Here is a 24,042-nt window from a genome sequence, read left to right on the forward strand (position 1 = left end):
GCCGCTTCGGCATCCCCTTTGCGCCGGGCACAGCCGGGAGACTTCAGGCATGAGCGCCGAAAACGCCATCCGACACACCTACGACCGCTTCTTTGGAGGCGCGCGGAACCTCGGGCCGCTGGAACGCGCCGTGTCCACCGGCCTCGGCCTCGTCATGGCGGCGGGCGGCGTGCGCCGCGGCGCCGACGTGCGGGGCGCCATCATGGGGCTGGCCGGCGCCGCCCTGGTGGCCCGCGGCATGAGCGGCCATTGCCCGCTGAAGGCGATGGTGGCGGACGAGGACCACGACCGTCTGTCCGGTCCGCGCTCGGAGCGCTACAGCCCCGGCGAAGGGCCCCTGGAGCGCACGCCGGCCCGCACCGGGTCCTATTCCTGACGCAGCGGGACGGTCGGGAGGACGATGGTCACGAGGATGAGGAAGCGGCGCGGCGCCGCCGCTTCCACTCCTTCCAGCGCCGCTCGCCGCGCACCAGCGCGCGGTTGATCGGCGGGCGAAGGAACGGAACGTCGTAGGCGAGCAGAACGAGGCCGAGGGGCAGCATCCAGATGCCCAGAACGGGCAGGAAGCTGAACAGGCCGCCGAGAATCAGAAGCAGCCCGGCGGGGACGCGCACCCAGGTCGCCCGCGGCTCGCGGAGCCAAGCCAGCACCCGCGCCATGGAGTCGGGAAGCTTCTCCTGGATGCGATCCACCCGCCGTTCGAGGCGTCTGTGGTGCTGGTCGCTCAACGCGGCACTCTCCATCTTGTTGATCCGGCTCTGAAGGTTGTTGACGGAAAACGCGGCGCCCCGGCCTGTCGGAACGTGCGCTCCAGCCGCCATATGGGAACAGGCGCGCGTGTTCCAAGCTCCCGTTCGTGTGGAACCTGTGACCGGGCGGGCATCTTGAAAGGCGCCGGCCACACGGCCAACTATTAGGGCAATCAGGGTCCGGGCCCCTCTGGCAGCTGAGTCGTCGGCCGCGATGTCGGACCTCTTCATCTGCTTTTGCGCCGACGGGCGTGACCGCATCTGGAGGGTTTCTTCGATGGACAGCGCAGCCACACCGTCCCGCCGCCGCTTTGCCGCGGCCGATCCGCTGCCATGTGCCCGCCGCCGGTCCGAGGCTTGCCGGTCAAAGGCCCGCCGGTCAAAGGCTTGAACGAGGGAGTTTTCGCAATGTTCGACCAGTATCCCAACCAGAGTCGTTGGGGCGCCGGCGCCGCGGGCGTGGACCGTGCGGCGTTCGACGAGGGCCTGCGCAAGCACATGCTGCGGGTCTACAACTTCATGATGCTCGGCCTTGGCGTGACGGGGCTTGTGGCGCTGTTCGTGGCGAGCACGCCGGCGCTGTACGTTCCGATCTTCACGACCCCGCTGAAGTGGGTGGTGATGCTGGCGCCGCTGGCCTTCATCATGGTGCTGTCCTTCCGCTTCCACGCGATGTCGGCGAGCGCGCTGCAGGGGCTGTTCTGGGCCTTCTGCGCGGTGATGGGCGTCTCCATGGCGTCGATCTTCCTGGTCTTCACCGGGGCCAGCGTGGCGCGGGTGTTCTTCATCACCGCGGCAATGTTCGCGGCGATGAGCCTGTGGGGCTACACCACCAAGGCCGACCTGTCGAAGATGGGCTCGTTCCTGATGATGGGCCTGATCGGCATCGTCATCGCCAGCCTGGTCAACATCTTCATCGGCTCCAGCGCGCTGCAGTTCGCCGTCTCGGTCATCGGCGTGGTCATCTTCACCGGCCTGACCGCCTACGACACCCAGCGCATCAAGGAGGAGTACGCCGAGGGCTACGGGCACGAGGCCAACACCAAGCTCGCCGTCATGGGCGCCCTTTCCCTCTACCTCAACTTCATCAACCTCTTCCAGATGCTCCTCCAGCTCATGGGCAACCGCGAGTAACGGGACTGCATCCGGCGCCAGTCGAGGCGCTCTACCGGGCCGGCCGCATTCCGCGGCCGGCCTTTTTCATGCCCGGATGGTGAGGATCCTGGGGGCGGAACTCGTCCAAAGGACTGTGTGGCCAACGGGTGTTGCTGTCGGGATACATCCGATATCGGAAATGTAATGGTGACAATAACGACATTGACCGGCGCGATTGTGTCGACATAATTGCCATTGTCTCGATTGTTCGGGGCTGAATGTTTTGACGAAGGAGGCACATCATGCGCACCACAGAAGCGACCCGGTCGTCCGGATCGTCCTCGTTCACGACCGTCTTCAAGGTCATCGCGCGCGCCATCTCCGTCGGCATCCGCCCCGTCTGGTTCGTGATGGAGGCCGGCCTGAACGGCTACGAGCGGTGGCGGCAGCGGCAGGCGCTGATGCGGCTGGACGATCATTTGCTGAAGGACATCGGCGTGTCCCGCGCCGACGTGGACAGCGAGGTCAGCAAGCCCTTCTGGCGGGGGTGAGGCGATGAGCGCCGATGCGATCCTCTACGCCGTCGAGCCCGACCTGACCGTCGACGCCTTCATCGACGTGCTCCACCGCTCCGGGCTGGCCGAACGCCGGCCCGTGGCGGACCGCCCGCGGGTGGAGGCGATGCTGCGCAACGCCGGCCTGATCGTCACCGCCCGCGACGCGGACGGGGCGTTGGTCGGCGTCGCCCGGTCCATCACCGATTTCGCCTTCTGCTGCTATCTGTCCGACCTCGCCGTCGACCGCGCCTGTCAGGGGCGCGGCATCGGCAAGGAGTTGATGCGCCGCACCCGCGCCGCGATGGGGGAGGGCGTCACCTGCCTTCTTCTGTCCGCACCCAAGGCGGTCACCTTCTACGAGGCGGCGGGGATGGAGCGGCACGCCCAGGCGTTCCTGTTCACCGAGAAACCTTAAGGAGGCACCGTGCGCCTTCCCCTGTATCAGGTCGATGCCTTCGCGGACGCGGTGTTCGCGGGCAACCCGGCGGCGGTCGTGCCGCTGGAGGACTGGCTTCCCGACGCGACGCTCCAGGCCATCGCGGCGGAAAACAATCTGGCGGAGACCGCCTTCCTCGTCCGCCGCGGCGACGGTTACGAGATCCGCTGGTTCACCCCGACGGTGGAGGTGGATCTGTGCGGCCACGCCACGCTGGCCTCGGCCTTCGTCATCGCGACGATGCTGGAGTGGGGCTGCCCGCGCATCGACTTCACCACCCGGGAAGCCGGAACCCTCAGCGTCACCCGCAACGGCGACCTCTACACGCTGGATTTCCCCAGCCGCCCGCCGGAACCGCTGGCCGGGCCGCCGGCCGGCTTGCTCGACGCGCTGGGCGGACCGTCGCCGACGGCGGTGCTGAAGGCGCGCGACCTCGTGGTCGTCTATGACGACGAGGCGACGGTGCGCGGCCTGACTCCAGACATGAGCGCCCTGGCCCGGCTGGAGGATTTCTACGCGGTCATCGTGACGGCGCCGGGCAGCGGCGGCGTGGATTTCGTCTCCCGCTTCTTCGCGCCGGCCCAGGGGATTCCCGAAGACCCGGTGACCGGCTCCGCCCATTGCACGCTCATCCCCTACTGGGCGCGGCGGCTGGGCAAGGAGCGGCTGAAGGCCCGTCAGGTCTCGGCCCGCGGCGGTGCCCTGTCCTGCGATCTGGCGGGGGACCGCGTGAAGATCGCCGGGAAAGCGGTTCTCTATATGGATGGCGCCATCTACATTTAGCGCTGTCCATACGAGGACCAATGGAACGGGAGGGCAGCGGGCATGGCGGGGCGTTACTTCGAGGATTTCCGCGTCGGCGATGTGATCGAGACCGAAGGGGCGACGGTCACCGACAGCCAGATCATGGATTTCGCCCAGCGCTTCGACCCGCAGCCCTTCCATATCGACGCGGTTGCCGCCGCGGAAGGGCCGTTCGGCGGGCTGATCGCCAGCGGCTTCCACACCCTGTCCCTGACCTTCCGGCTGTTCCGCGACACCGGGGCTATCACCGGCACCAGCCTGGGCGGCTCGGGCGGCGACGAGCTGCGCTGGCTGCGCCCGGTGCGGCCCGGCGACACGTTGCGCGCCCGGGTGGAGGTGGTGGAGGCCATCCCGTCCCGCCGCGGCGACCGCGGCACGGTCCGGCTGGCCTACACCACGCTGAACCAGCATGGCGAGGCGGTGATGACCATCACCTTGAACCACATCGTGGCGACCCGCAGCCTTCCGGCGGAGTAGCAAACACGGACGGCCTGTCCCGTCGCGCGTCTTGATCCGCAGGCCCGGCCCCTGTATAGCCTCGCCCCTTCCATCACGGCGGGGGTTCCCATGACGGCTTGCGGCCTCGATTTCGGCACGTCCAACACGACGCTTGGCGTGCGGACGGCGTCCGCGGGCGCCGGCACGGGGGAGGGTGGGTACGGCCTGCTTCCCCTCGACGGCGCGAGGACGACCCTGCCCAGCGCCGTCTTCTTCGATTTCGAGGCTGATGCGGTGACGGTCGGGCAGGCGGCCGTCGATGCCTATGCGTCGGGCGTCGAGGGGCGCCTGATGCGCTCCATCAAGTCGATGCTGGGCACCGACCTGATCGACGCCGACACCGCGCTCCGCAAGGGCCGCATCACCTTCCGCGCGGTCATCGCCACCTTCCTGGCCGCGGTGAAGGAGCGCGCGGAGACGGCGCTGGGCGGCGAGCTGACCGACGTGGTCCTCGGCCGCCCGGTGCATTTCGTGGACGGCGACCCGGCGGGCGACGCCGCGGCGGAGGAGGTTCTGGGCGAGATCGCCCGCTCCGTCGGCTTCCGCGGCATCTCTTTTCAGTATGAGCCCATCGCCGCCGCGCTCGACTACGAACAGCAGGTGGAGCGGGAGGAGCTGGCCCTGATCGCCGACATCGGCGGCGGCACGTCGGACTTCTCCATCGTCCGCATTGGGCCGGAGCGGCGCGGGCGGGCCGACCGCAGCGCCGACATCCTGGCCAACGACGGCATCCGCGTCGGCGGCACCGACTTCGACCGCGACCTGTCCCTGGCGACGGCCATGCCGCTGCTCGGCCATGGCAGCGCCATGAAGCGCCCCGGCCTGCTCGCCCCCAAGCATCTGTTCTTCGATCTGGCGACCTGGTCGAAGATCAACTTCCTCTACACCGCCAAGGCGATGGCCGACCTGGAGCGCCTGAAGCGTGATTCCGCGACCCCGGACCGCATCGAGCGGCTGATCGGCGTGGTCGAGCACCGGCTGGGCCACGCGCTGGCCATGGCGGTGGAGCGCACCAAGATCGCCCTGTCCGACGGGCCGGAAGCGGGCCTCCTGCTGGATTGGGGCGGTGGCGGCATGACCCGCCCGGTGTCGGTGGAGGAGCTGAACCAGGCGACGGCGATCCTGGCCGGCCGCATCGGCGGGCGGGTGCGCGCCTGTCTGGCCGAGGCCGGCACGCTGCCGGCGGAGATCGACGCGGTGTTCCTGACCGGCGGCTCCACGCTGCTGCCGCAGGTGCGGGCGGCCATCCTGGCCGAACTGCCCGGCGCCCGCGTGGTGGAAGGCAACATCTTCGGCTCGGTCGGCACCGGCCTGACCATCGAGGCGGCGCGGCGTTTCGGCGGCACCGCCTGACGCCTGTTCAAAGTCCCGGAAACGAAAAAGCCCACCGACGCTGCCGCCGGTGGGCTTTTTCGTGCTCTGTTCCAGGGTTCGATCCGCCGGCGGTGCCCGCCGCGCCGCGAGGGCAGGGCGGACACCGGGAACCAGCGGACCGAGGTCCGTTGGATCAGACCGAGTAGTACATCTTGTACTCGATCGGGTGCGGCATGGTCTCGAAGGCCAGCAGCTCCTCGGTGCGCAGCTCGATGTAGGACTCGATCATGTCCTTGGTGAACACGTCGCCCTTCTGCAGGAAGGCGCTGTCGGCCTTCAGGCTGTCAAGGGCCTCGCGCAGCGAGCCGCAAACCGTCGGAACCTTGGCCAGCTCTTCGGCCGGCAGGTCGTACAGGTTCTTGTCCATCGCCTCGCCCGGATGGATCTTGTTCTGGATGCCGTCCAGGCCGGCCATCAGCATGGCGGCGAAGGCCAGGTACGGGTTGGCCGACGGATCCGGGAAGCGGACCTCGACGCGCTTGCCCTTCGGCGAGGCGACGTACGGGATGCGGCAGGAGGCCGAGCGGTTGCGGGCCGAGTAGGCCAGCAGCACCGGAGCCTCATAGCCCGGGACCAGACGCTTGTAGGAGTTGGTCGACGGGTTGGTGAAGGCGTTCAGCGCCTTGGCGTGCTTGATGATGCCGCCGATGTAGTACAGCGCCATCTCCGACAGGTCGGCGTACTGGTTGCCGGCGAACAGCGGCTGGCCTTCCTTCCAGATCGACTGGTGGCAGTGCATGCCCGAGCCGTTGTCGCCGAAGACCGGCTTCGGCATGAAGGTCGCGGTCTTGCCGTAGGCATGGGCGACGTTGTGCACGACGTACTTGTAGTACTGCATGTTGTCGCCGGTGCGGACCAGCGTGTCGAACTTGATGCCCAGCTCGTGCTGCGAGGCGGCCACCTCGTGGTGGTGCTTCTCGACCGGCACGCCCATCTCGGCGAGGACGCTCAGCATCTCGGCGCGCAGGTCCGAGCCGCTGTCGACCGGAGCGACCGGGAAGTAGCCGCCCTTGACGCCCGGACGGTGGGCGAGGTTGCCGTCCTCATAGTCCTTGTCGGAGGTGTACGGGCCTTCCTCCGAGTCGAACTCGTAGGACACCTTGTTCATCTCGACCTTGAACTTCACGTCGTCGAACACGAAGAACTCGGCTTCCGGACCGAAGAAGGCGGTGTCGCCGATGCCGGCCGACGCCATGTACTTCTCGGCGGCCTTCGCGATGCCGCGCGGGCAGCGGGCGTAGGGCTGGCCGGTCGACGGCTCGTAGACGTCGCAGAGGATGTTCAGCGTCGGCTGGGCCGAGAACGGGTCCATGACGGCGGTGGTCGGGTCGAGCTGGAGGATCATGTCCGACTCGTTGATCGCCTTCCAGCCGGCGATCGAGGAACCGTCGAACATGATGCCGTCCTCGAACACGTCCTCGTCGATGGTCGAGACGTGCTGGGCGGTGTGGTGCAGCTTGCCGCGCGGGTCGGTGAAGCGGAGGTCCACGTACTTGACGTCGTGTTCCTTGATCAGGTCGAAGACCTTGCTGATGTCGGACATATCTCTTTTTCCACGCTTAAGAGGTTTGGGTCCCGCTGCGTCAAACCGACCGTTCTTCGAGGGGCGGGTGACGGCGCTCGCGGCGGACGTTATGTCATGCCTTTCCCGTGCACACAATGTGGCAGCACAAAAAGACGCGCCCGGATGGGCACCCGCGCACGGATCGTTCCGCGCGCCGCGCGCCGGCCCGCGTTGGTCCGGTTTGCGTCAATCCGACCCGGGTCGGTTCGGTCTGCATCGGTTGTGGGCAGGGCTGGTTCATGGTGGCCGGTGGTCGGGTTCGTGGGACGCGATCAGATCGCGTCGCCTCCCTTCTCGCCGGTCCGGATGCGGACAACTTCTTCCACGGGGGTGACGAAGATCTTGCCGTCGCCGATGCGGCCGGTGTGGGCGGCCTGCTGGATCGCCTCGATCGCCCGCTCCACCAGGGAGTCCTCCATCACCACCTCGATCTTCACCTTCGGCAGGAAGTCGACCACATACTCCGCGCCGCGGTACAGCTCGGTGTGCCCCTTCTGACGGCCGAAGCCCTTGGCCTCGGTGACGGTGATGCCCTTGATGCCGACCTCGTGAAGGGCTTCCTTCACTTCGTCGAGTTTGAACGGCTTAATGATGGCTTCGATCTTCTTCATGGGTCTCTCGTGTACGAGGTGCCAACGCCGGCAGGCACCGTCCACGGCTCTGCCGACGGTCCGATGTAAAGCACGTTGCGTGCCAATCGGAGCGGTTGCGATCCGGCTGCGTGGGATGCCGGGCCGCCGCGGGACGATGCCACCGTGGGCGGCACGCGACTGCCAACGGATAGGGCGAAGTGAACAATATTTGTGCACAAGCTGCAAGCAATCCGCGCAGCCATACCCGTTCGGATGGGGTAACGCGGACTTTTCGCCCGGCTTTTCACATTGATGAACATGGTGGAAAATAGAGCTTGACCCAACCCGTCCCTTGGGGCAAATAGGCGGCCCCGGTGGCGGTGGTAGCTCAGTTGGTAGAGCTCTCGGTTGTGGTCCGAGCGGTCGTGGGTTCGAGTCCCATCCATCGCCCCAGTCCCCCTTGACGGTGGATGCGCCTTCCTCGTGAGGAGTTCACGCGGGCGTTGCATCGATCGAGGCGGCGGGTGGGGTGTTTGCGGACGGTTCATTCCGTCCCCCGGTGGCGGTGGTAGCTCAGTTGGTAGAGCTCTCGGTTGTGGTCCGAGCGGTCGTGGGTTCGAGTCCCATCCATCGCCCCAGTTCTTCCTTCCAATTCCTGTGCCAAACAGGCCATTCCTTTCATTCCTCCTGTGCCCGGCTATGCTGCGGCCGTCGCGGTGCTTATTGTGCCGGGTGACGGTGATGCGGGATTGCGGCGGGTGGAGGCGATGGACGAACTGCTTTCCGTGGCGGAGATGTACCGCGCCGACGCGCTGACCATGGCGGGCGGCGTGCCGGGGCCTGTGCTGATGGAGGCGGCGGGCGCCGCGGTGGTGCGCGCGGTCTGCGAGCGCTGGGCGCCGCACCCGACCGTGGTCCTGTGCGGGCCGGGCAACAACGGCGGCGACGGGTTCGTCATCGCCCGCCTTCTTCTTGAAGCGGGCTGGCCGGTGCGGCTGGCTCTGCTGGGGTCGCGCTCCGCCCTGCGCGGCGACGCGGCGGTGGCGGCCGGACGCTGGACCGGCCCGGTGGAGGCCGCCGATCCCTGGCTGCTGGACGGCAACCCCCTGGTCATCGACGCGCTGTTCGGGGCCGGGCTCGCCCGCCCGCTCGACGGCATGGCGAAGGAGGTCGTCGAGGCGATGGCGGGGCGCACCGTCGTCGCCGTGGACGTGCCGAGCGGCCTTCACGGCGACAGCGGCCAGGTGATGGGGGTGGCCCCGCGGGCGGCGCTGACCGTCACCTTCTTCCGCCGCAAGCCCGGCCATCTGCTGCTGCCGGGCCGCGCCCTGTGCGGCGAGGTGGTGGTCGCCGACATCGGCATCCCCGACACCGTGCTGGACGCCATTGCGCCGCAAACCCTGGTGAACGGCCCCGACCTGTGGCGCCAGCGCTATCCCTGGCCGCGGCTCGACGCCCACAAATACGCGCGGGGGCACGCGCTGGTGCTCGGCGGGGCGCGGATGACCGGCGCGGCGCGGCTGTCGGCGCGGGGGGCCCTGCGCGCCGGAGCGGGGCTGGTCACGGTGGCCTGTCCGCCCGACTCGGTGCCGATCTACGCCGCCGGTTCGCCCAGCCTGATCGTGACCGACGTGGCGGACGAGACCGCCTTTGCGGCCCTGCTGGCGGACCCACGCAGGAACGCGGTGCTGCTGGGGCCGGGCGCCGGCGTCGGGCAGGGCACGCGGAGCCATGTCCTCGCCGCGCTGGGTGCCGGAAAGGCCTGCGTGCTGGACGCCGACGCGCTGACCAGCTTCGCCGAGTCGCCCGCCGACCTGCTTGACCGGCTGAACGAACGCTGCCTGCTGACCCCGCACGAGGGCGAGTTCGCCCGGATCTTTCCGGACCTCGCGGCGACGGAGGGCGGCAAATTGACCCGCGCCCGCGCCGCGGCGGCGCGCTGCGGCGCGGTTGTCCTTTTGAAAGGCGCCGACACGGTGGTCGCGGCGCCGGACGGGCGGGCGGTCGTCAACGCCAACGCTCCGGCCGATCTTGCGACCGCCGGCTCGGGGGACGTGCTGGCGGGCATCGCGCTCGGGCTGATCGCCCAGGGGATGGACGCGTTCGACGCCGCCTGCGCCGCGGTCTGGCTGCACGGCGAGGCGGCGAACGCGTTCGGACCGGGTCTGATCGCCGAGGATCTGCCGGATGCGCTGCCGGGGGTGCTGAAGCGCTTGAAGGCGGGGGCGCGCTGATCCGGGAGCCCGCCGGGCATACATACGCCCGGGCAGGGGGCTTACCCTTAAGGCCGGGCTCAAGCTATGGCTTGCCGAGAGCCTGTCCGCACGCCAGACTCTGGGTATGAGCGAGACGCCCGAGATCAAATCCGCCGAGCCCGTTCCGTCCCAAGCCCCAACACCTGGGGTGGGAACACCGCCGGGCTTGCTCGACCGCACCCTGGACACGCTGCGCGCGGGCTGGCGCGAGATCGCCGCCTCCGCCCGCGGGGTGGTCGGCGCGGCGCCGCGCGCCAATCTGCCCAAGGAAGACGCGGAGCGGCTGAAGGAGCAGATCGAAGCCTGCCTGGAGGGCCGCGGCGGCGAGGTGTCGGCGCGGGCCCGGGCGGCGCAGCTTGGCCGCACCTATCTGGCGCTGGACGGGCAGGGGCGGCGCAATTTCCTGATGATGCTCGCGCGCGACTTCGATGTGGACCGCGCCGCCGTCGACCAGGCGATGGCCACCTTCCAGACGGCGGGCGATCCGGTGTCGCGCGGCCACGCCGAGCGCGCCCTGCGCCGCGCGCTGGAACCGCCGCGGCTGCGGCTGCTGACCCAATTCAACGGCCTGCCGGAAGGGGTGAAGTTCCTGGTCGACCTGCGCGCCGAACTGATGGAGATGGCCCGTGGGGAGCCGCTGCTCCAGGCGCTGGAGGACGATATCAAGAGCCTGCTGCGCAACTGGTTCGACGTCGGCTTCCTGGAGATGCGTCGGATCACCTGGGACAGCCCGGCCTCGCTCCTGGAGAAGCTCATCAAGTACGAGGCGGTGCACGAGATCAGCGGTTGGCGGGACCTGAAGGACCGCCTCGACTCCGACCGCCGCTGCTTCGCCTTCTTCCACCCGCGCATGCCGAACGAGCCGCTGATCTTCGTGGAGGTCGCCCTGGTCCAGGGCATGTCGGACAACGTGCAGGCGCTCCTCGACCCCTCCGCCCCGGTCTGCGACCCGAAGAGCGCCGACAGCGCCATCTTCTATTCCATCTCCAACGCCCAGGTCGGCTTGGCGGGAATCAGCTTCGGCAACTTCCTCATCAAGCGGGTGGTTGACGGGCTGACCGGCGAGTTCCCCAACATCAAATGCTTCGCCACCCTGTCGCCGATTCCCGGCTTCCGCCGCTGGCTGGACCGCGAGCTGGCCGAGCGCGGCGATTCGCTGCTCAGCCCGCCCGAGGCGGAGCGCATCGCCGAGGCCATGACCGCCCTGCAGGACGGCGACGAATCGGACGGGGAGGGCGACGCGGCGGAGCGTCCGGTGCTGGCCGGCGCCTTGGCTCTGCCCTCCTGGCACACCGACGACGAGCTTCAGAAGCAACTGCGCGGCCCGCTGATGCGGCTGTGCGCGCTTTACCTGACGACGGCGCGTGCGTCCGACCGCCGCAGCGAACGGTCGGGCACCGCGCCGGCGCGGGCGCTGGACCCGGTCGCGCATTTCCATCTCAGCAACGGTGCCCGCATGGAGCGGCTGAACTGGCTGGGCGACCGCTCGTCCAAGGGGTTGCGGCAGTCCTGCGGGATGATGATCAACTACCGCTACAAGCTGGGGGAAATCGACGCCAACCACGAAGCGTACCGGGGCGAGGGCAAGGTCAACGCCTCCTCCTCCATCCGGTCTCTGGGGAAGGGGGGCGGATGAGCCGGCTCGCCGCCCGCCGAGGCGCTTCCGTCGGCGCTTCCCGGAGCACCCACCAATGGCGTGCGGAACGGCGCCCATTTTGCCTGTTTGCGGCGCGAACCCTGTGCTATAGAGCGGACTTCGCCGGCAGTCCGTCGGGTGTTCCGCACCCGTCGCGGGCTGTCTATGCCATTGCGGGCGTGGCGGAACTGGTAGACGCGCCGGATTTAGGTTCCGGTGACTTCGGTCGTGGGGGTTCGAGTCCCTTCGCCCGCACCATGGCAACAGCTTGGACCGCATGGGAACACACGGTCTCGGGCCGCCCGGACGGGCGCCGCCGGGCCGGACAACGAGATAGGCTTTCGTTCCGATGAACATCACCGAGACCAGCGCCGACGGCCTGAAGCGCGAGTACAAGGTCGTCATTTCCGCCCAGGATATCGAACAGAAGGTGCAGGGCCGGCTCGAAGAGCTGCGCCGGACGGTGCAGCTCCCCGGCTTCCGTCCGGGCAAGGTGCCGGTTGCCGTGATCAAGCAGCGCTACGGCGGCAGCGTGCTGGCCGAGGCTCTGGAGGATGCGATCGCCGACAGCTCGCGCCAGGCGCTGAACGAGCGCGGCCTGCGCATCGCCATGCAGCCGAAGATCAACGTCGAGAAGTACGAGGACGGCGGCGACCTGTCCTACACCATGGGCGTCGAGCTTCTGCCGGACATCGAGCCGGGCGACCTCAGCGGCCTGGAGCTTGAGAAGCCGGTCGCCACGGTCGAGGACTCGGCCGTCGACGAGGCGCTGACCCGTCTGGCCTCCGCCCATTCGGTGCAGGCCCCGGTCACCGAGGACCGCGCGGCCGAGAAGGGCGACATCGCCGTGATCGACTTCGCCGGTTCGGTCGATGGCGAGGCCCTGCCGGGCATGGACGGCAAGGACTACCCGCTGGAGCTGGGCGCCAACCAGTTCGTTCCGGGCTTCGAGGACCAGCTGGTCGGCGCCAAGGCCGGCGAGCACCGCACGGTGAAGGTCACCTTCCCGGCCGACTACCCGCACGACCGCCTGAAGGGCGCGGACACCGTGTTCGAGGTGGACGTCAAGGAGCTCCGCAAGAACGTCCCGGCCGAGGTCAACGACGACCTCGCCAAGGAGTTCGGCATGGAGAGCCTGGAGAAGCTGCGCGAGGCCGTCGGCGACCGCATCAAGAGCGAGTACGCCAACGTGTCGCGCCTGCGCGTCAAGCGCCAGCTCCTCGACAAGCTGGCCGAGGCGCACTCCTTCGAGGTCCCGCCGGGCATGGTGGACGTCGAGTTCGAGGGCATCTGGCAGCGCCTCCAGCAGGAGCTGAAGAACGGCACCGCCGGTGAGGACGCCGGCAAGCCGGAGGATGAGCTGAAGACCGAGTACCGCGGCATCGCCGAGCGCCGCGTGCGCCTGGGCCTGCTGCTGTCGGAAATCGGCCGCCGCAACGACATCCAGGTGACCCAGGACGAGATCAACCGCGCCCTGATCGCGGAAGCCCGCCGCTTCCCCGGCCAGGAGCGTCAGGTGTTCGAGTTCTTCAAGCAGAACCGGGAAGCGCTGGAAAACCTCCGCGCCCCGATCTTCGAGGACAAGGTCGTCGACTACATCCTGGACCAGGCCAAGGTGAGCGAGAAGCCGGTGTCCGCCGAAGAGCTGATGAAGGACCCCGACGAGGAGGCCGAGGCGGCCTGACGTCAGAAAGGTTGAGGGGCGGCCTACCGGTCGCCCCTTTCCATTCCTATATGTAGACTGCTCAGACGACTAACCGAGCTGCGGGAGCAGGGAAGACCACCATGTACGACTTCGAACCGAAGATGAATGCTCTGGTCCCGATGGTCATCGAGCAGACCAACCGGGGCGAACGAGCGTACGATATTTACTCGCGCCTGCTGAAGGAACGGATCATTTTCTTGATCGGTGGCGTGAACGACGCCGTCGCCAGCCTGATCTGCTCGCAGCTGCTGTTCCTGGAATCGGAAAACCCGAGCAAGGACATCGCGCTCTACATCAATTCGCCGGGCGGCTATGTTTCGGCCGGCCTCGCCATCTACGACACCATGCAGTACATCCGTCCGCAGGTGTCGACGGTGTGCATGGGACAGGCGGCCTCGATGGGCTCGCTCCTGCTCGCCGCCGGCGCGCCGGGCAAGCGCTTCTCGCTGCCGAACAGCCGGATCATGATCCACCAGCCGTCGGGCGGCGCCCAGGGCCAGGCCTCGGACATCGAGATCCAGGCCCAGGAGATCCTGAAGCTGCGTTCGCGCCTCAACGACATCTATGTCAAGCACACCGGCCAGTCTCTCGACACCATCGAGGCGGCCATGGAGCGCGACAAGTTCATGTCGCCGGAGGAGGCCAAGGCCTTCGGGCTGATCGACGAGGTCGTGGAAAAGCGCCCCGGCTCGATCGGCGACGGCAACGCGGCCTGAGGGGGCGCGCGAACTAATGATTGATTGCGCCGGTTCCCTGTTGTTGAATGATGGGGAACCGGTCCGATGGATCGGGTTCGAAGGATGAGCGGATGCGTTAACCTTGTCACGGGCCTTGCCCGGGACAACCTTTGAAAGGACCGGCGTCGGGGGACGCCGCAGGCGGTTGACAGGTTATACGGATCAGTCCCCCGCGAGATGACGGAGTACCGATGAGCAAGTCCAGCAGCGGCGATTCGAAGAACACGCTCTACTGCTCCTTTTGCGGCAAGAGCCAGCACGAGGTCCGCAAGCTGATTGCCGGTCCGACGGTGTTCATCTGCGATGAATGCGTCGAGCTGTGCATGGACATCATTCGCGAGGAGAACAAGACGACCCTCGTGAAGTCCCGCGACGGCGTGCCGACCCCGCGCGACATCCATGCGGTACTGGACGATTACGTGATCGGCCAGCATCACGCGAAACGGGTCCTTTCTGTTGCAGTGCACAACCACTACAAGCGGTTGGCGCATGGCACGAAGCACAACGACGTCGAACTGGCGAAGTCCAACATCCTGCTGGTCGGCCCCACGGGCTGCGGCAAGACGCTGCTCGCCCAGACGCTCGCCCGGATCATCGACGTTCCCTTCACGATGGCCGACGCCACGACCCTGACCGAGGCGGGCTATGTCGGTGAGGACGTCGAGAACATCATCCTCAAGCTGCTCCAGGCCGCCGACTACAACGTCGAGCGGGCGCAGCGCGGCATCGTCTACATCGACGAGGTCGACAAGATCAGCCGCAAGTCCGACAACCCGTCGATCACGCGCGACGTGTCGGGCGAGGGCGTGCAGCAGGCCCTGCTGAAGATCATGGAGGGCACCGTCGCCTCCGTGCCTCCGCAGGGTGGCCGCAAGCACCCGCAGCAGGAGTTCCTGCAGGTCGACACCAGCAACATCCTGTTCATCTGCGGCGGCGCCTTCGCCGGGCTGGACAAGATCATCGCGCAGCGCGGCAAGGGCACGTCGATCGGTTTCGGCGCCGATGTGCGCGGGCCGGACGAGCGCTCGACCGGTGACATCCTGCGCGAGGTCGAGCCCGAGGATCTGCTGAAGTTCGGCCTGATCCCGGAATTCATCGGCCGTCTGCCGGTGGTCGCCACCCTGGCCGACCTCGACGAGTCGGCTCTGGTGGAGATCCTCACCAAGCCGAAGAACGCCCTGGTCAAGCAGTACCAGCGTCTGTTCGAGATGGAGGACGTCCGTCTGGAATTCTCCGACGATGCCCTGCGCAACATCGCCCACAAGGCGATCCAGCGGAAGACCGGCGCGCGCGGCCTGCGGTCGATCATGGAGTCGATCCTGCTCGACCCGATGTTCGATCTGCCCGGCCTGTCTGGGGTGGAGAGCATTCTGGTCAACAAGGAGGTGGTCGAGGGGCGCGCCAAGCCGCTCTACGTCCACGCCGAACGCCGCGGGGAGCAGCAGGCACCGGGTGCCTGAGTTCGTCACGGCCGATCAGTACCGGATACGGGGAAGGGCGCCTTCGGGCGCCCTTCGTCGTTTTCGGCTTTTGGAGACATCGAGGGTCTCAGCCGGGCGGCGGAACGGCCGGACCGGCATGCCGCACCGCCATACGGAATTGGGGTTCTGGCCCTTGAAGGGGGGCTATGGCTGTGCCACGTTAGAAAAAGTGCCGGTTTCCGATCCCTGTGCTCATCCCCCGAGGCGGGGGTCCTCCCAGGCCCATCCCGGGCTGACGGCGTCCCAATGAAAGAGGCCCAATCAATGTTCGAAATCCCTCGTGGTGCCCTCTATCCGGTCCTGCCGCTCCGCGACATCGTGGTTTTCCCCCACATGATCGTGCCTCTTTTCGTCGGCCGCGAGAAATCCGTGCGCGCCCTGGAAGACGTGATGAAGGACGACAAGCAGATCCTTCTCGTCACCCAGAAGAACGCCGCGCAGGACGATCCGACGCCGGCCGATATCTACAGCGTCGGCACCGTTGGGACCGTGTTGCAGCTGCTGAAGCTGCCCGACGGAACGGTGAAGGTGCTCGTGGAGGGCGGCCAGCGCGCGTCCATCACCAAGTTCGCCGAGAACGAGGATTTCTTCCAGGCCCACGCCGACCTCGTCGAGGAGAAGGTCGGGGAAAGCCAGGAGCTTGAGGCGCTGGGCCGGGCCGTCGTCTCGCAGTTCGAGCAGTACATCAAGCTCAACAAGAAGATCCCGCCGGAGGTTCTGGTCTCGATCAACCAGATCGAGGAGCCGGGCAAGCTGGCGGACACCGTCGCCTCCCACCTCGCGCTGAAGATTCCGGAGAAGCAGCAGCTCCTGGAATGCGCCACGGTGTCGGAGCGGCTGGAGCGGGTCTACGCCTTCATGGAAGGCGAGATCGGCGTCCTGCAGGTGGAGAAGCGCATCCGCAACCGCGTCAAGCGGCAGATGGAGAAGACCCAGCGCGAGTACTACCTCAACGAACAGCTCAAGGCGATCCAGAAGGAACTCGGCGAGACCGAGGACGGCCGCGACGAGTCGGCCGAGCTGGAAGAGAAGATCAACAAGACCCGCTTCTCCAAGGAAGCCCGCGACAAGGCCCTGGCCGAGCTGAAGAAGCTGCGCTCGATGAGCCCGATGTCGGCCGAAGCGACGGTGGTGCGCAACTACCTGGACTGGATGCTGTCCATTCCGTGGAAGAAGCGCACCAAGGTGAAGAAAGACCTGAAGCTCGCGCAGAAGATCCTCGACGCCGACCATTACGGCCTGGAGAAGGTCAAGGAACGCATCCTCGAGTATCTCGCGGTCCAGAACCGCATGAACAAGGTGAAGGGGCCGATCCTCTGCCTCGTTGGGCCGCCCGGCGTCGGCAAGACCTCGCTCGGCAAGTCGATCGCCAAGTCCACGGGGCGCAACTTCGTGCGCATGTCGCTGGGCGGCGTGCGGGACGAGGCCGAGGTCCGCGGCCACCGGCGCACCTACATCGGCTCGATGCCCGGCAAGGTCATCCAGGGCATGAAGAAGGCGAAGTCGTCCAACCCGCTCTTCCTGCTGGACGAGATCGACAAGCTCGGCGCCGACTGGCGCGGCGACCCGTCGTCCGCCCTGCTGGAGGTCCTCGACCCCGAGCAGAACGGCACCTTCAACGACCATTACCTGGAGGTCGACTACGACCTGTCGGACGTGATGTTCGTCTGTACGGCCAACACGATGCGCATGCCGCAGCCGCTGCTGGACCGCATGGAGATCATCCGCGTCGCCGGCTACACCGAGGATGAGAAGGTCGAGATCTCCAAGCGCCACCTCATCGAGAAGCAGGTGGAGGCCAACGGTCTGAAGAAGGGCGAGTTCGCCATCTCCGACGACGCGCTGCGCGACCTGATCCGCTACTACACGCGGGAGGCCGGCGTCCGCAGCTTGGAGCGCGAGATCGCCAACCTCTGCCGCAAGGCCGTGAAGGAGATCCTGATGAAGGGCTCCGCCGGCGCCAAGGTCTCGGTCACCCGCCGGAACCTCGACAAGTACGCCGGCGTCCGCCGCTTCCACTTTGGCGAGGCGGAACTGGAGGATCTGGTGGGCGTCACCACCGGGCTGGCCTGGACGGAAGTCGGCGGCGAACTGCTGTCGATCGAGGCGGTCAGCCTCCCCGGCAAGGGGCGGGTGACCACCACCGGCAAGCTGGGCGACGTCATGAAGGAGTCGGTCCAGGCGGCCGAAAGCTACGTCAAGTCGCGGGCCACCGCCTTCGGCATCAAGCCGACACTCTTCGAGAAGCGGGACATCCACGTCCACGTGCCCGAGGGCGCCACCCCGAAGGACGGCCCGTCGGCGGGTGTGGCGATGATCACGTCGATCGTGTCGGTCCTCACCGGCATCGCCGTCCGCAAGGACGTGGCGATGACCGGCGAGATCACCCTGCGCGGCCGGGTGCTGCCGATCGGCGGTCTGAAGGAGAAGCTGCTGGCCGCCCTGCGCGGTGGCCTCAAGCATGTGCTGATCCCCAAGGACAACGAGAAGGATCTCGCCGACATTCCGGACAACGTGAAGCGCGGCCTGGAGATCATCCCGGTCAGCACGGTCGACGATGTCCTGAAGCACGCCCTGGTCCGCGAGCTTGAGCCCATCGAATGGAAGGAGCCGGAAGCGGTCGAACCGGCGGTCGCCAAGCCGCAGCCCGACGGCGGCGGCGAGGTGCTGCGCCACTGATCGCGCCCGGCGTTTAAAGCGACGTTAAAGCGCTGCCCCGCCTCGCATCGCCCGCCCGTCTGCAATTGACGGGCGGGCGATGTCGTGTTTATCGTTTGAATGCGTGATGTTATTGGGCGGCTTTTCTTCCATTTTCTTTGCCTGACTGAGAAGGGGGGAAGTAAGTGAACAAGAACGATCTGGTGGCGCACGTCGCCGACGCCGTGGGGTTGTCCAAAACCGATGCGACCAAGGCGGTCGACGCTGTGTTCGACGGCATCGCCGACTCGCTGAAGAACGGCGAGGAGGTTCGTCTGGTCGGCTTCGGCACCTTCGCGGTCTCCGAACGCGCCGCCAGCGAGGGCCGCAACCCGCGCACCGGCGAGAAGATCGCCATTCCCGCGTCGAAACAGCCGAAGTTCAAGCCGGGCAAGACCTTGAAGGACGGGCTTAAGTGATGACGTCTTGAACGGATAAGGCATTCCGGGCATAGTGCGCGCCGGTCGGCTCAGGCTGGCCGGCTTTGCGTTGTCTGGAACGCCATCCCGGTCAACGACGCGGCGCGGGCGATTAGCTCAGCGGTTAGAGCATCTCGTTTACACCGAGAGGGTCGGGGGTTCGAAACCCTCATCGCCCACCATCGCGCCCGACTCTTCCGGCACCTCCCTTTCAAATTCGTGATTGACAGGTCAGGCGTCGGGCGGCTAGAAACCGCCCATCGGCGACGGGGCAGGGCCCTGGAAACTGCGCTGCGATCCTATGACACGGACGCCTGTTTTGCGCATTTCAAATCGCCGCGTTGCGCGGGTGTAGCTCAGTTGGTTAGAGCGCCGGCCTGTCACGCCGGAGGCCGCGGGTTCAAGTCCCGTCACTCGCGCCATTCTCTCCACCTCCCATTCTCTTTTTTGCAATGAAAACGAAGCCTTCACGGCTTTACCGGCAGGTTCGCGATCCCCATATCCGAATAGCTCGACCCGCATATCCGATAAGCCGGATAGAGAGAAGGGTCATTTAAAAAGTTTGGTAATACCAAGGACATCCGCTCATTTCCGCAGAGTGGATTCGTTGGCTGAAAGCGATTCAAAGCGCTTTCCTTGATCACGCTCTCGTCATATATTCCGCCCCGTCTGATGGGCTAATCCAAGGCATTCCAGCCACGACACCGCGCGTCGGCCGATTACGGGCCGTACCGGCGATCGTGGCGTGGGCTTATGGGAGGACCGCGGTGACCAACCCGCTGATCATTGAGTACCTTCCGATCCTGGTGTTCCTGCTGATCGGTATCGCGCTGGCCGTGGTGATGGTTGGCGCGTCTTACGTCATCAGCCCGAAGAATCCGGATTCGGAAAAGCTCTCCCCCTACGAGTGCGGCTTCGAGCCGTTCGAGGACGCCCGCACGAAGTTCGACGTGCGGTTTTACCTGGTCTCCATCCTGTTCATCATCTTCGACCTCGAGGTCGCCTTCCTGTTCCCGTGGGCCGTGGCGCTCGGGGACATCGGTCTCTTCGGTTTCTGGTCGATGATCGTGTTCCTTGGGATCCTGACCATCGGCTTCATCTATGAGTGGAAGAAAGGAGCTCTGGAATGGGAGTAGAGGCTGCCAAGCTGGCGCCGATTCCGCCCGGACCGGAACAGGACGCCTATCTCCGCGCGGTCACCGAGGAGATCCAGGAAAAGGGTTTCATCACGGCGAAGTACGAGGACGTGCTCGCCTGGGCCCGCACCGGTTCCCTGTGGCCGATGACCTTCGGTCTGGCCTGCTGCGCGGTGGAGATGATCCACGCCTACATGAGCCGGTATGACCTGGACCGTTTCGGCGTCATTCCGCGCCCCAGCCCGCGCCAGTCCGACTGCATGATCGTGGCCGGCACGCTGACCAACAAGATGGCCCCCGCGCTGCGCAAGGTCTATGACCAGATGCCGGAACCGCGCTGGGTGATCTCGATGGGCTCCTGCGCCAACGGCGGCGGGTACTATCACTATTCCTACTCGGTGGTGCGCGGCTGCGACCGGATCGTTCCGGTCGATATTTACGTGCCGGGCTGTCCTCCGACCGCGGAAGCGCTGGTCTACGGCATTCTGCAACTCCAGAAGAAGATCCGGCGCGGCAACCGCATCGCTCGCTGAATAAGAAAAAGGCAGGTCCTGGCCATGTCCGAACAGGCGTTGAAGGAACTTGGGGACCATATCGCCGCGACGCTCGGCGATGACGTCCTGAAGGTCGAGCTGAAGCTTGGCGAGCTGATGGTGACCGTTCGTCGGCCCTCGCTCATCAAGTCGCTCACCTTCCTGCGCGACGATCCGACCTGCTCGTTCGAGCAGCTGCTGGACGTCACCGCTGTGGATTGGCCGGAGCGGGAGGAACGCTTCGAAGTCGTCTACATCCTTTTGAGCTACAAGCACAATCGGCGCCTCCGCGTGAAGGTGACGACCGACGAGGATACGCCCGTGGCCTCCGCCGTGCCGGTCTACAGCGCGGCCAGCTGGTTCGAGCGTGAAACCTGGGACATGTTCGGGATCTTCTTCGCCGACCATCCGGACCTGCGCCGCATCCTGACCGACTACGGTTTCGAAGGTCACCCGTTGCGCAAAGACTTCCCGATGACGGGCTATGTCGAGTGCCGCTACGACGAGGACCAGAAGCGAGTCGTCTACGAACCCGTCCGCCTGACGCAGGATTTCCGCAGCTTCGACTTCCTGTCGCCCTGGGAAGGCATGACGAACGTGATGCTGCCCGGCGACGAGAAGGCCCAGGCCCCTGACACCGGGAGCAAGCCGTGACCATCGCCACGTCCGCACACCCCGCCGCCGGCCAGTCCGGCGGCAAGACCCAGATCAAGCCCTACACCATGAACTTCGGGCCGCAGCACCCTGCGGCCCACGGCGTGTTGCGTCTGGTGATGGAGCTGAACGGCGAAGTCGTCGAGCGCTGCGACCCGCACATCGGCCTGCTGCACCGCGGCACCGAGAAGCTGATCGAGTACAAGACCTACCTGCAGGCCGTTCCGTATTTTGATCGCCTGGACTACGTCAGCCCGATGTGCATGGAGCACGCCTATGTGCTCGGCATCGAGAACCTGCTGCAGATCAAGGCGCCGCTGCGCGCCCAGTACATCCGCGTTCTCTTCTCCGAGATCACGCGCATCCTGAACCACATCCTGTCGATCACCACCGGCGCGCTCGACGTCGGCGCGATCACCCCGGCGCTGTGGGGCTTCGAGGAACGCGAGATCCTCATGGAGTTCTACGAGCGGGTGTGCGGCGCGCGCCTGCATGCGAACTACTTCCGTCCCGGCGGCGTCGCCTGGGATCTGCCCGCTGGCCTGACCGACGACATCTGGGAGTTCACGGAGCGCTTCCCGAAGTTTGTTGACGACATTGACAATCTGCTGACGAACAATCGCATTTTCAAGCAGCGGACCGTCGACATCGGCGTCGTCACCAAGGAAGAGGCCTTCAACTGGGGCTTCACCGGCCCGATGCTGCGCGGTTCGGGCGTCGCCTGGGACCTGCGCAAGTCGCAGCCCTACGAAGTCTACGACCGCATGGACTTCGACGTGCCGGTCGGCCTGACCGGCGACTGCTGGGCGCGCTACCTCGTCCGCATGGAGGAGATGCGCCAGTCCAACCGCATGATCCGTCAGTGCCTGAAGGAGCTTCCCGACGGCCCGGTGCGCGCGGAGGAGCGCAAGGTCTCCCCGCCGCCGCGCGGCGAGATGAAGCGGTCGATGGAAGCGCTGATCCATCACTTCAAGCTCTTCACCGAGGGCTTCCACGTCCCGGCGGGCGAAACCTACACCGCCATCGAGGCGCCGAAGGGCGAGTTCGGCGTGTATCTGGTGTCGGACGGCACGAACAAGCCGTACCGCTGCAAGATCCGCGCGCCGGGCTTCGCCCACCTGCAGGGCCTCGACTTCATGTCGAAGGGCCACATGCTGGCCGACGCGGTGGCCAACATCGCGTCCATGGACATCGTGTTCGGAGAAATTGACCGATGAGCGCCCCGGCTCACGACCCGGCCAAGGAGCCGGCCTCCTTCGCCTTCACTCCGGAAAATCTGGAACGGGCGAAGGCCATCATCGCGAAGTACCCGGCGGGCAAGCAGGCCAGCGCCTGCATGCCGCTGCTCGATCTGGCCCAGCGCCAGAGCGACGGCTGGCTGCCGCGCGTCGCCATGGACGCTATCGCCGACCTGCTCGGCATGCCGCGCATCCGCGTGTACGAGGTCGCGACCTTCTACACGATGTACAACAAGACCCCGGTCGGGAAGCACGTCATCCAGGTCTGCACGACCACGCCGTGCTGGCTGCGCGGGTCCGACGACATCGTCCACACCTGCGAGCGCAAGCTGGGCATCGGCGTTGGCGAGACCACCGCGGACGGCCAGTTCACGCTGCGCGAGGTCGAGTGTTCGGGCGCCTGCGTCAACGCGCCGGTGGTCCAGATCGGCGACGACTACTATGAAGACGTCAGCCCGGAACACATGGAAAAGATCATCGACGCCCTCAAGGGCGGCGAGATCCCCAAGCACGGCTCGCAGATCGGCCGGCAGTCCTCCGAACCGGTGGGCGGCCCGACGACTCTGAAGGCCTTCACCACCACGGCCGATTGAGGGGGATGCGATGCTTCGCGACGAGGACCGCATTTTCACCAACCTGTACGGCTACCAGAGCTTCGGCCTGGACGCCGCCCGGAAGCGTGGTGACTGGGACAACACCAAGGCCCTGATCGCCCAGGGCAAGGAATGGATCATCGAGCAGGTCAAGGAATCCGGCCTGCGCGGGCGCGGTGGCGCCGGCTTCTCCACCGGCATGAAGTGGTCCTTCATGCCGAAGAACGTCACGGACAAGCCGGTCTACCTCGTCATCAACGCCGACGAGGGCGAGCCGGGCACCTGCAAGGACCGCGACATCCTGCGCCACGATCCGCACAAGCTGATCGAAGGCTGCCTGCTCGCCGGTTTCGCCATCGGCGCGTCGGCCTGCTACATCTACATCCGCGGCGAGTTCTACAACGAGGGCTCCAACGTCCAGCGCGCCATCGACGAGGCGTACGAGGCGGGGCTGATCGGCAAGAACGCCTGCGGCACCGGCTACGACTACGACATCTACATCCACCGCGGCGCGGGTGCGTACATCTGCGGCGAGGAGACGGCGCTCATCGAGTCCATCGAGGGCAAGAAGGGCCAGCCGCGCAACAAGCCGCCGTTCCCCGCCCAGGCCGGTCTCTATTCCTGCCCGACCACGGTGAACAACGTCGAATCCATCGCGGTGGTTCCGACCATCCTGCGCCGCGGCGCGGCGTGGTTCGCCGGTCTCGGCCGTCCGAAGAACACCGGCACCAAGCTCTTCTGCATCTCCGGGCACGTCAACAAGCCGTGCAACGTGGAAGAGGAGATGGGCATCCCGCTGAAGGAGCTGATCGAGAAGCACGCCGGCGGCGTGCGCGGCGGGTGGGACAACCTGCTGGCGATCATCCCCGGCGGCTCGTCGGTGCCGCTGCTGCCGAAGTCGATCTGCGACACGGTCCTGATGGACTTCGACAGCCTGCGCGACGTGCGATCGGGCCTGGGCACCGCGGCGGTGATCGTGATGGACAAGTCCACCGACGTGGTGAAGGCCATCGCCCGCCTGTCCCAGTTCTACGCCCATGAGAGCTGCGGCCAGTGCACGCCGTGCCGCGAGGGCACCGGCTGGATGAACCGCATCATGCAGCGCATGGTGACCGGCAACGCGCGCGTCGAGGAAATCGACATGCTGCTGGAGGTCACCAAGCAGATCGAGGGGCACACCATCTGCGCGCTCGGCGATGCCGCGGCCTGGCCGATCCAGGGCCTGTTCCGGCATTTCCGGCCGGAGGTCGAGCGCCGCATCCTCGACTACCGCAACGCCGCCAAGTCCTTGGCGGCCGAGTAAGGAGCC

Annotated in this window: 23 protein-coding genes and 5 tRNA genes; 25 read left to right on the top strand and 3 right to left on the bottom strand. The window is 66.6% G+C overall.

What is annotated here, in order from left to right:
- Positions 1–49: 49 nt before the first annotated feature.
- Entirely contained in the window at positions 50–376 is a 327-nt protein-coding gene (locus D3869_RS12900; RefSeq protein WP_137140361.1) for a YgaP family membrane protein, read from the top strand.
- A gap of 28 nt (positions 377–404) precedes the next feature.
- Here the strand turns inward: D3869_RS12900 and D3869_RS12905 are convergent, their stop codons facing one another.
- Positions 405–728 (bottom strand): hypothetical protein, encoded by a 324-nt coding sequence (locus tag D3869_RS12905; protein ID WP_035673054.1) that lies wholly within the window; start codon positions 726–728, stop codon positions 405–407.
- A gap of 429 nt (positions 729–1,157) precedes the next feature.
- On the opposite strand from D3869_RS12905, the gene D3869_RS12910 reads away from it, so the two are divergent.
- The 6 genes from D3869_RS12910 to D3869_RS12935 all read left to right on the top strand — a co-directional run bounded on the left by D3869_RS12910 (position 1,158) and on the right by D3869_RS12935 (position 5,492).
- Positions 1,158–1,883: a Bax inhibitor-1/YccA family protein gene (locus D3869_RS12910; protein ID WP_109469166.1), complete on the top strand. Its 726-nt coding sequence runs from the start codon at positions 1,158–1,160 to the stop codon at positions 1,881–1,883.
- 263 nt (positions 1,884–2,146) lie between these two features.
- The gene (locus tag D3869_RS12915) at positions 2,147–2,395 is read left to right on the top strand and encodes a DUF1127 domain-containing protein (RefSeq protein ID WP_137140362.1); all 249 of its coding nucleotides are present in this window, start codon (positions 2,147–2,149) and stop codon (positions 2,393–2,395) included.
- Positions 2,396–2,399: 4 nt separating this feature from the next.
- On the top strand, positions 2,400–2,816 hold the full coding sequence (locus tag D3869_RS12920; RefSeq protein ID WP_137140363.1) for a GNAT family N-acetyltransferase: 417 nt from the start codon (positions 2,400–2,402) through the stop codon (positions 2,814–2,816).
- A gap of 9 nt (positions 2,817–2,825) precedes the next feature.
- Positions 2,826–3,620, top strand: coding sequence for a PhzF family phenazine biosynthesis protein (locus D3869_RS12925; protein WP_137140364.1), 795 nt, complete (start codon positions 2,826–2,828; stop codon positions 3,618–3,620).
- 42 nt (positions 3,621–3,662) lie between these two features.
- Positions 3,663–4,118: a MaoC family dehydratase gene (locus D3869_RS12930; protein ID WP_137140365.1), complete on the top strand. Its 456-nt coding sequence runs from the start codon at positions 3,663–3,665 to the stop codon at positions 4,116–4,118.
- 90 nt (positions 4,119–4,208) lie between these two features.
- Entirely contained in the window at positions 4,209–5,492 is a 1,284-nt protein-coding gene (locus tag D3869_RS12935; RefSeq protein WP_137140366.1) for an Hsp70 family protein, read from the top strand.
- Positions 5,493–5,646: 154 nt separating this feature from the next.
- Here D3869_RS12935 and glnA read toward each other — a convergent pair whose 3' ends face one another.
- Entirely contained in the window at positions 5,647–7,056 is a 1,410-nt protein-coding gene (glnA, locus tag D3869_RS12940) for a type I glutamate--ammonia ligase (protein ID WP_137140367.1), read from the bottom strand.
- A gap of 293 nt (positions 7,057–7,349) precedes the next feature.
- Positions 7,350–7,688, bottom strand: coding sequence for a P-II family nitrogen regulator (locus tag D3869_RS12945; protein WP_014240107.1), 339 nt, complete (start codon positions 7,686–7,688; stop codon positions 7,350–7,352).
- Between the two features lie 338 nt (positions 7,689–8,026).
- Here D3869_RS12945 and D3869_RS12950 point away from each other — a divergent pair.
- The 18 genes from D3869_RS12950 to nuoF all read left to right on the top strand — a co-directional run bounded on the left by D3869_RS12950 (position 8,027) and on the right by nuoF (position 24,036).
- Positions 8,027–8,102, top strand: a tRNA-His gene (locus D3869_RS12950).
- Positions 8,103–8,211: 109 nt separating this feature from the next.
- Positions 8,212–8,287: transfer RNA gene (locus D3869_RS12955), tRNA-His, on the top strand.
- Positions 8,288–8,416: 129 nt separating this feature from the next.
- Complete coding sequence (locus D3869_RS12960; protein ID WP_137140368.1) at positions 8,417–9,883, top strand: NAD(P)H-hydrate dehydratase; 1,467 nt, start codon at positions 8,417–8,419, stop codon at positions 9,881–9,883.
- Between the two features lie 106 nt (positions 9,884–9,989).
- Positions 9,990–11,540: a malonyl-CoA decarboxylase gene (locus D3869_RS12965; protein ID WP_137140369.1), complete on the top strand. Its 1,551-nt coding sequence runs from the start codon at positions 9,990–9,992 to the stop codon at positions 11,538–11,540.
- Between the two features lie 173 nt (positions 11,541–11,713).
- Positions 11,714–11,798, top strand: a tRNA-Leu gene (locus tag D3869_RS12970).
- Positions 11,799–11,889: 91 nt separating this feature from the next.
- Positions 11,890–13,224: a trigger factor gene (gene tig / locus D3869_RS12975; RefSeq protein ID WP_137140370.1), complete on the top strand. Its 1,335-nt coding sequence runs from the start codon at positions 11,890–11,892 to the stop codon at positions 13,222–13,224.
- A gap of 101 nt (positions 13,225–13,325) precedes the next feature.
- Positions 13,326–13,961 (top strand): ATP-dependent Clp endopeptidase proteolytic subunit ClpP, encoded by a 636-nt coding sequence (clpP, locus tag D3869_RS12980; RefSeq protein ID WP_038528407.1) that lies wholly within the window; start codon positions 13,326–13,328, stop codon positions 13,959–13,961.
- A 212-nt stretch (positions 13,962–14,173) separates the two neighbouring features.
- Entirely contained in the window at positions 14,174–15,442 is a 1,269-nt protein-coding gene (gene clpX / locus D3869_RS12985) for an ATP-dependent Clp protease ATP-binding subunit ClpX (protein ID WP_137140371.1), read from the top strand.
- A gap of 285 nt (positions 15,443–15,727) precedes the next feature.
- Positions 15,728–18,142 carry an endopeptidase La gene (gene lon / locus D3869_RS12990; RefSeq protein WP_137140372.1) on the top strand — a complete coding sequence of 805 codons (2,415 nt, stop codon included), beginning with the start codon at positions 15,728–15,730 and terminating at the stop codon, positions 18,140–18,142.
- A 164-nt stretch (positions 18,143–18,306) separates the two neighbouring features.
- A complete protein-coding gene (locus tag D3869_RS12995) occupies positions 18,307–18,579 on the top strand; it encodes an HU family DNA-binding protein (RefSeq protein WP_038528397.1) in 273 nt (90 codons plus the stop codon).
- 106 nt (positions 18,580–18,685) lie between these two features.
- Positions 18,686–18,761: transfer RNA gene (locus D3869_RS13000), tRNA-Val, on the top strand.
- 163 nt (positions 18,762–18,924) lie between these two features.
- Positions 18,925–19,001: transfer RNA gene (locus tag D3869_RS13005), tRNA-Asp, on the top strand.
- Positions 19,002–19,346: 345 nt separating this feature from the next.
- Positions 19,347–19,715: an NADH-quinone oxidoreductase subunit A gene (locus D3869_RS13010; RefSeq protein WP_014240120.1), complete on the top strand. Its 369-nt coding sequence runs from the start codon at positions 19,347–19,349 to the stop codon at positions 19,713–19,715.
- The gene (locus tag D3869_RS13015; protein ID WP_014240121.1) at positions 19,706–20,248 is read left to right on the top strand and encodes a NuoB/complex I 20 kDa subunit family protein; all 543 of its coding nucleotides are present in this window, start codon (positions 19,706–19,708) and stop codon (positions 20,246–20,248) included. The genes D3869_RS13010 and D3869_RS13015 overlap by 10 nt, the downstream gene beginning before the upstream one ends.
- A 24-nt stretch (positions 20,249–20,272) precedes the next feature.
- The gene (locus D3869_RS13020; protein ID WP_137140373.1) at positions 20,273–20,902 is read left to right on the top strand and encodes an NADH-quinone oxidoreductase subunit C; all 630 of its coding nucleotides are present in this window, start codon (positions 20,273–20,275) and stop codon (positions 20,900–20,902) included.
- 68 nt (positions 20,903–20,970) lie between these two features.
- Positions 20,971–22,119 carry an NADH-quinone oxidoreductase subunit D gene (locus tag D3869_RS13025; protein WP_038531004.1) on the top strand — a complete coding sequence of 383 codons (1,149 nt, stop codon included), beginning with the start codon at positions 20,971–20,973 and terminating at the stop codon, positions 22,117–22,119.
- Complete coding sequence (gene nuoE, locus D3869_RS13030) at positions 22,116–22,733, top strand: NADH-quinone oxidoreductase subunit NuoE (RefSeq protein WP_137140374.1); 618 nt, start codon at positions 22,116–22,118, stop codon at positions 22,731–22,733. The genes D3869_RS13025 and nuoE overlap by 4 nt, the downstream gene beginning before the upstream one ends.
- Positions 22,734–22,743: 10 nt before the next feature.
- On the top strand, positions 22,744–24,036 hold the full coding sequence (gene nuoF / locus D3869_RS13035) for an NADH-quinone oxidoreductase subunit NuoF (protein ID WP_137140375.1): 1,293 nt from the start codon (positions 22,744–22,746) through the stop codon (positions 24,034–24,036).
- Positions 24,037–24,042 lie beyond the last annotated feature (6 nt).

Origin of the sequence: Azospirillum brasilense (assembly GCF_005222205.1) — a bacterium.
GTDB classification, from domain to species: domain Bacteria; phylum Pseudomonadota; class Alphaproteobacteria; order Azospirillales; family Azospirillaceae; genus Azospirillum; species Azospirillum brasilense_G.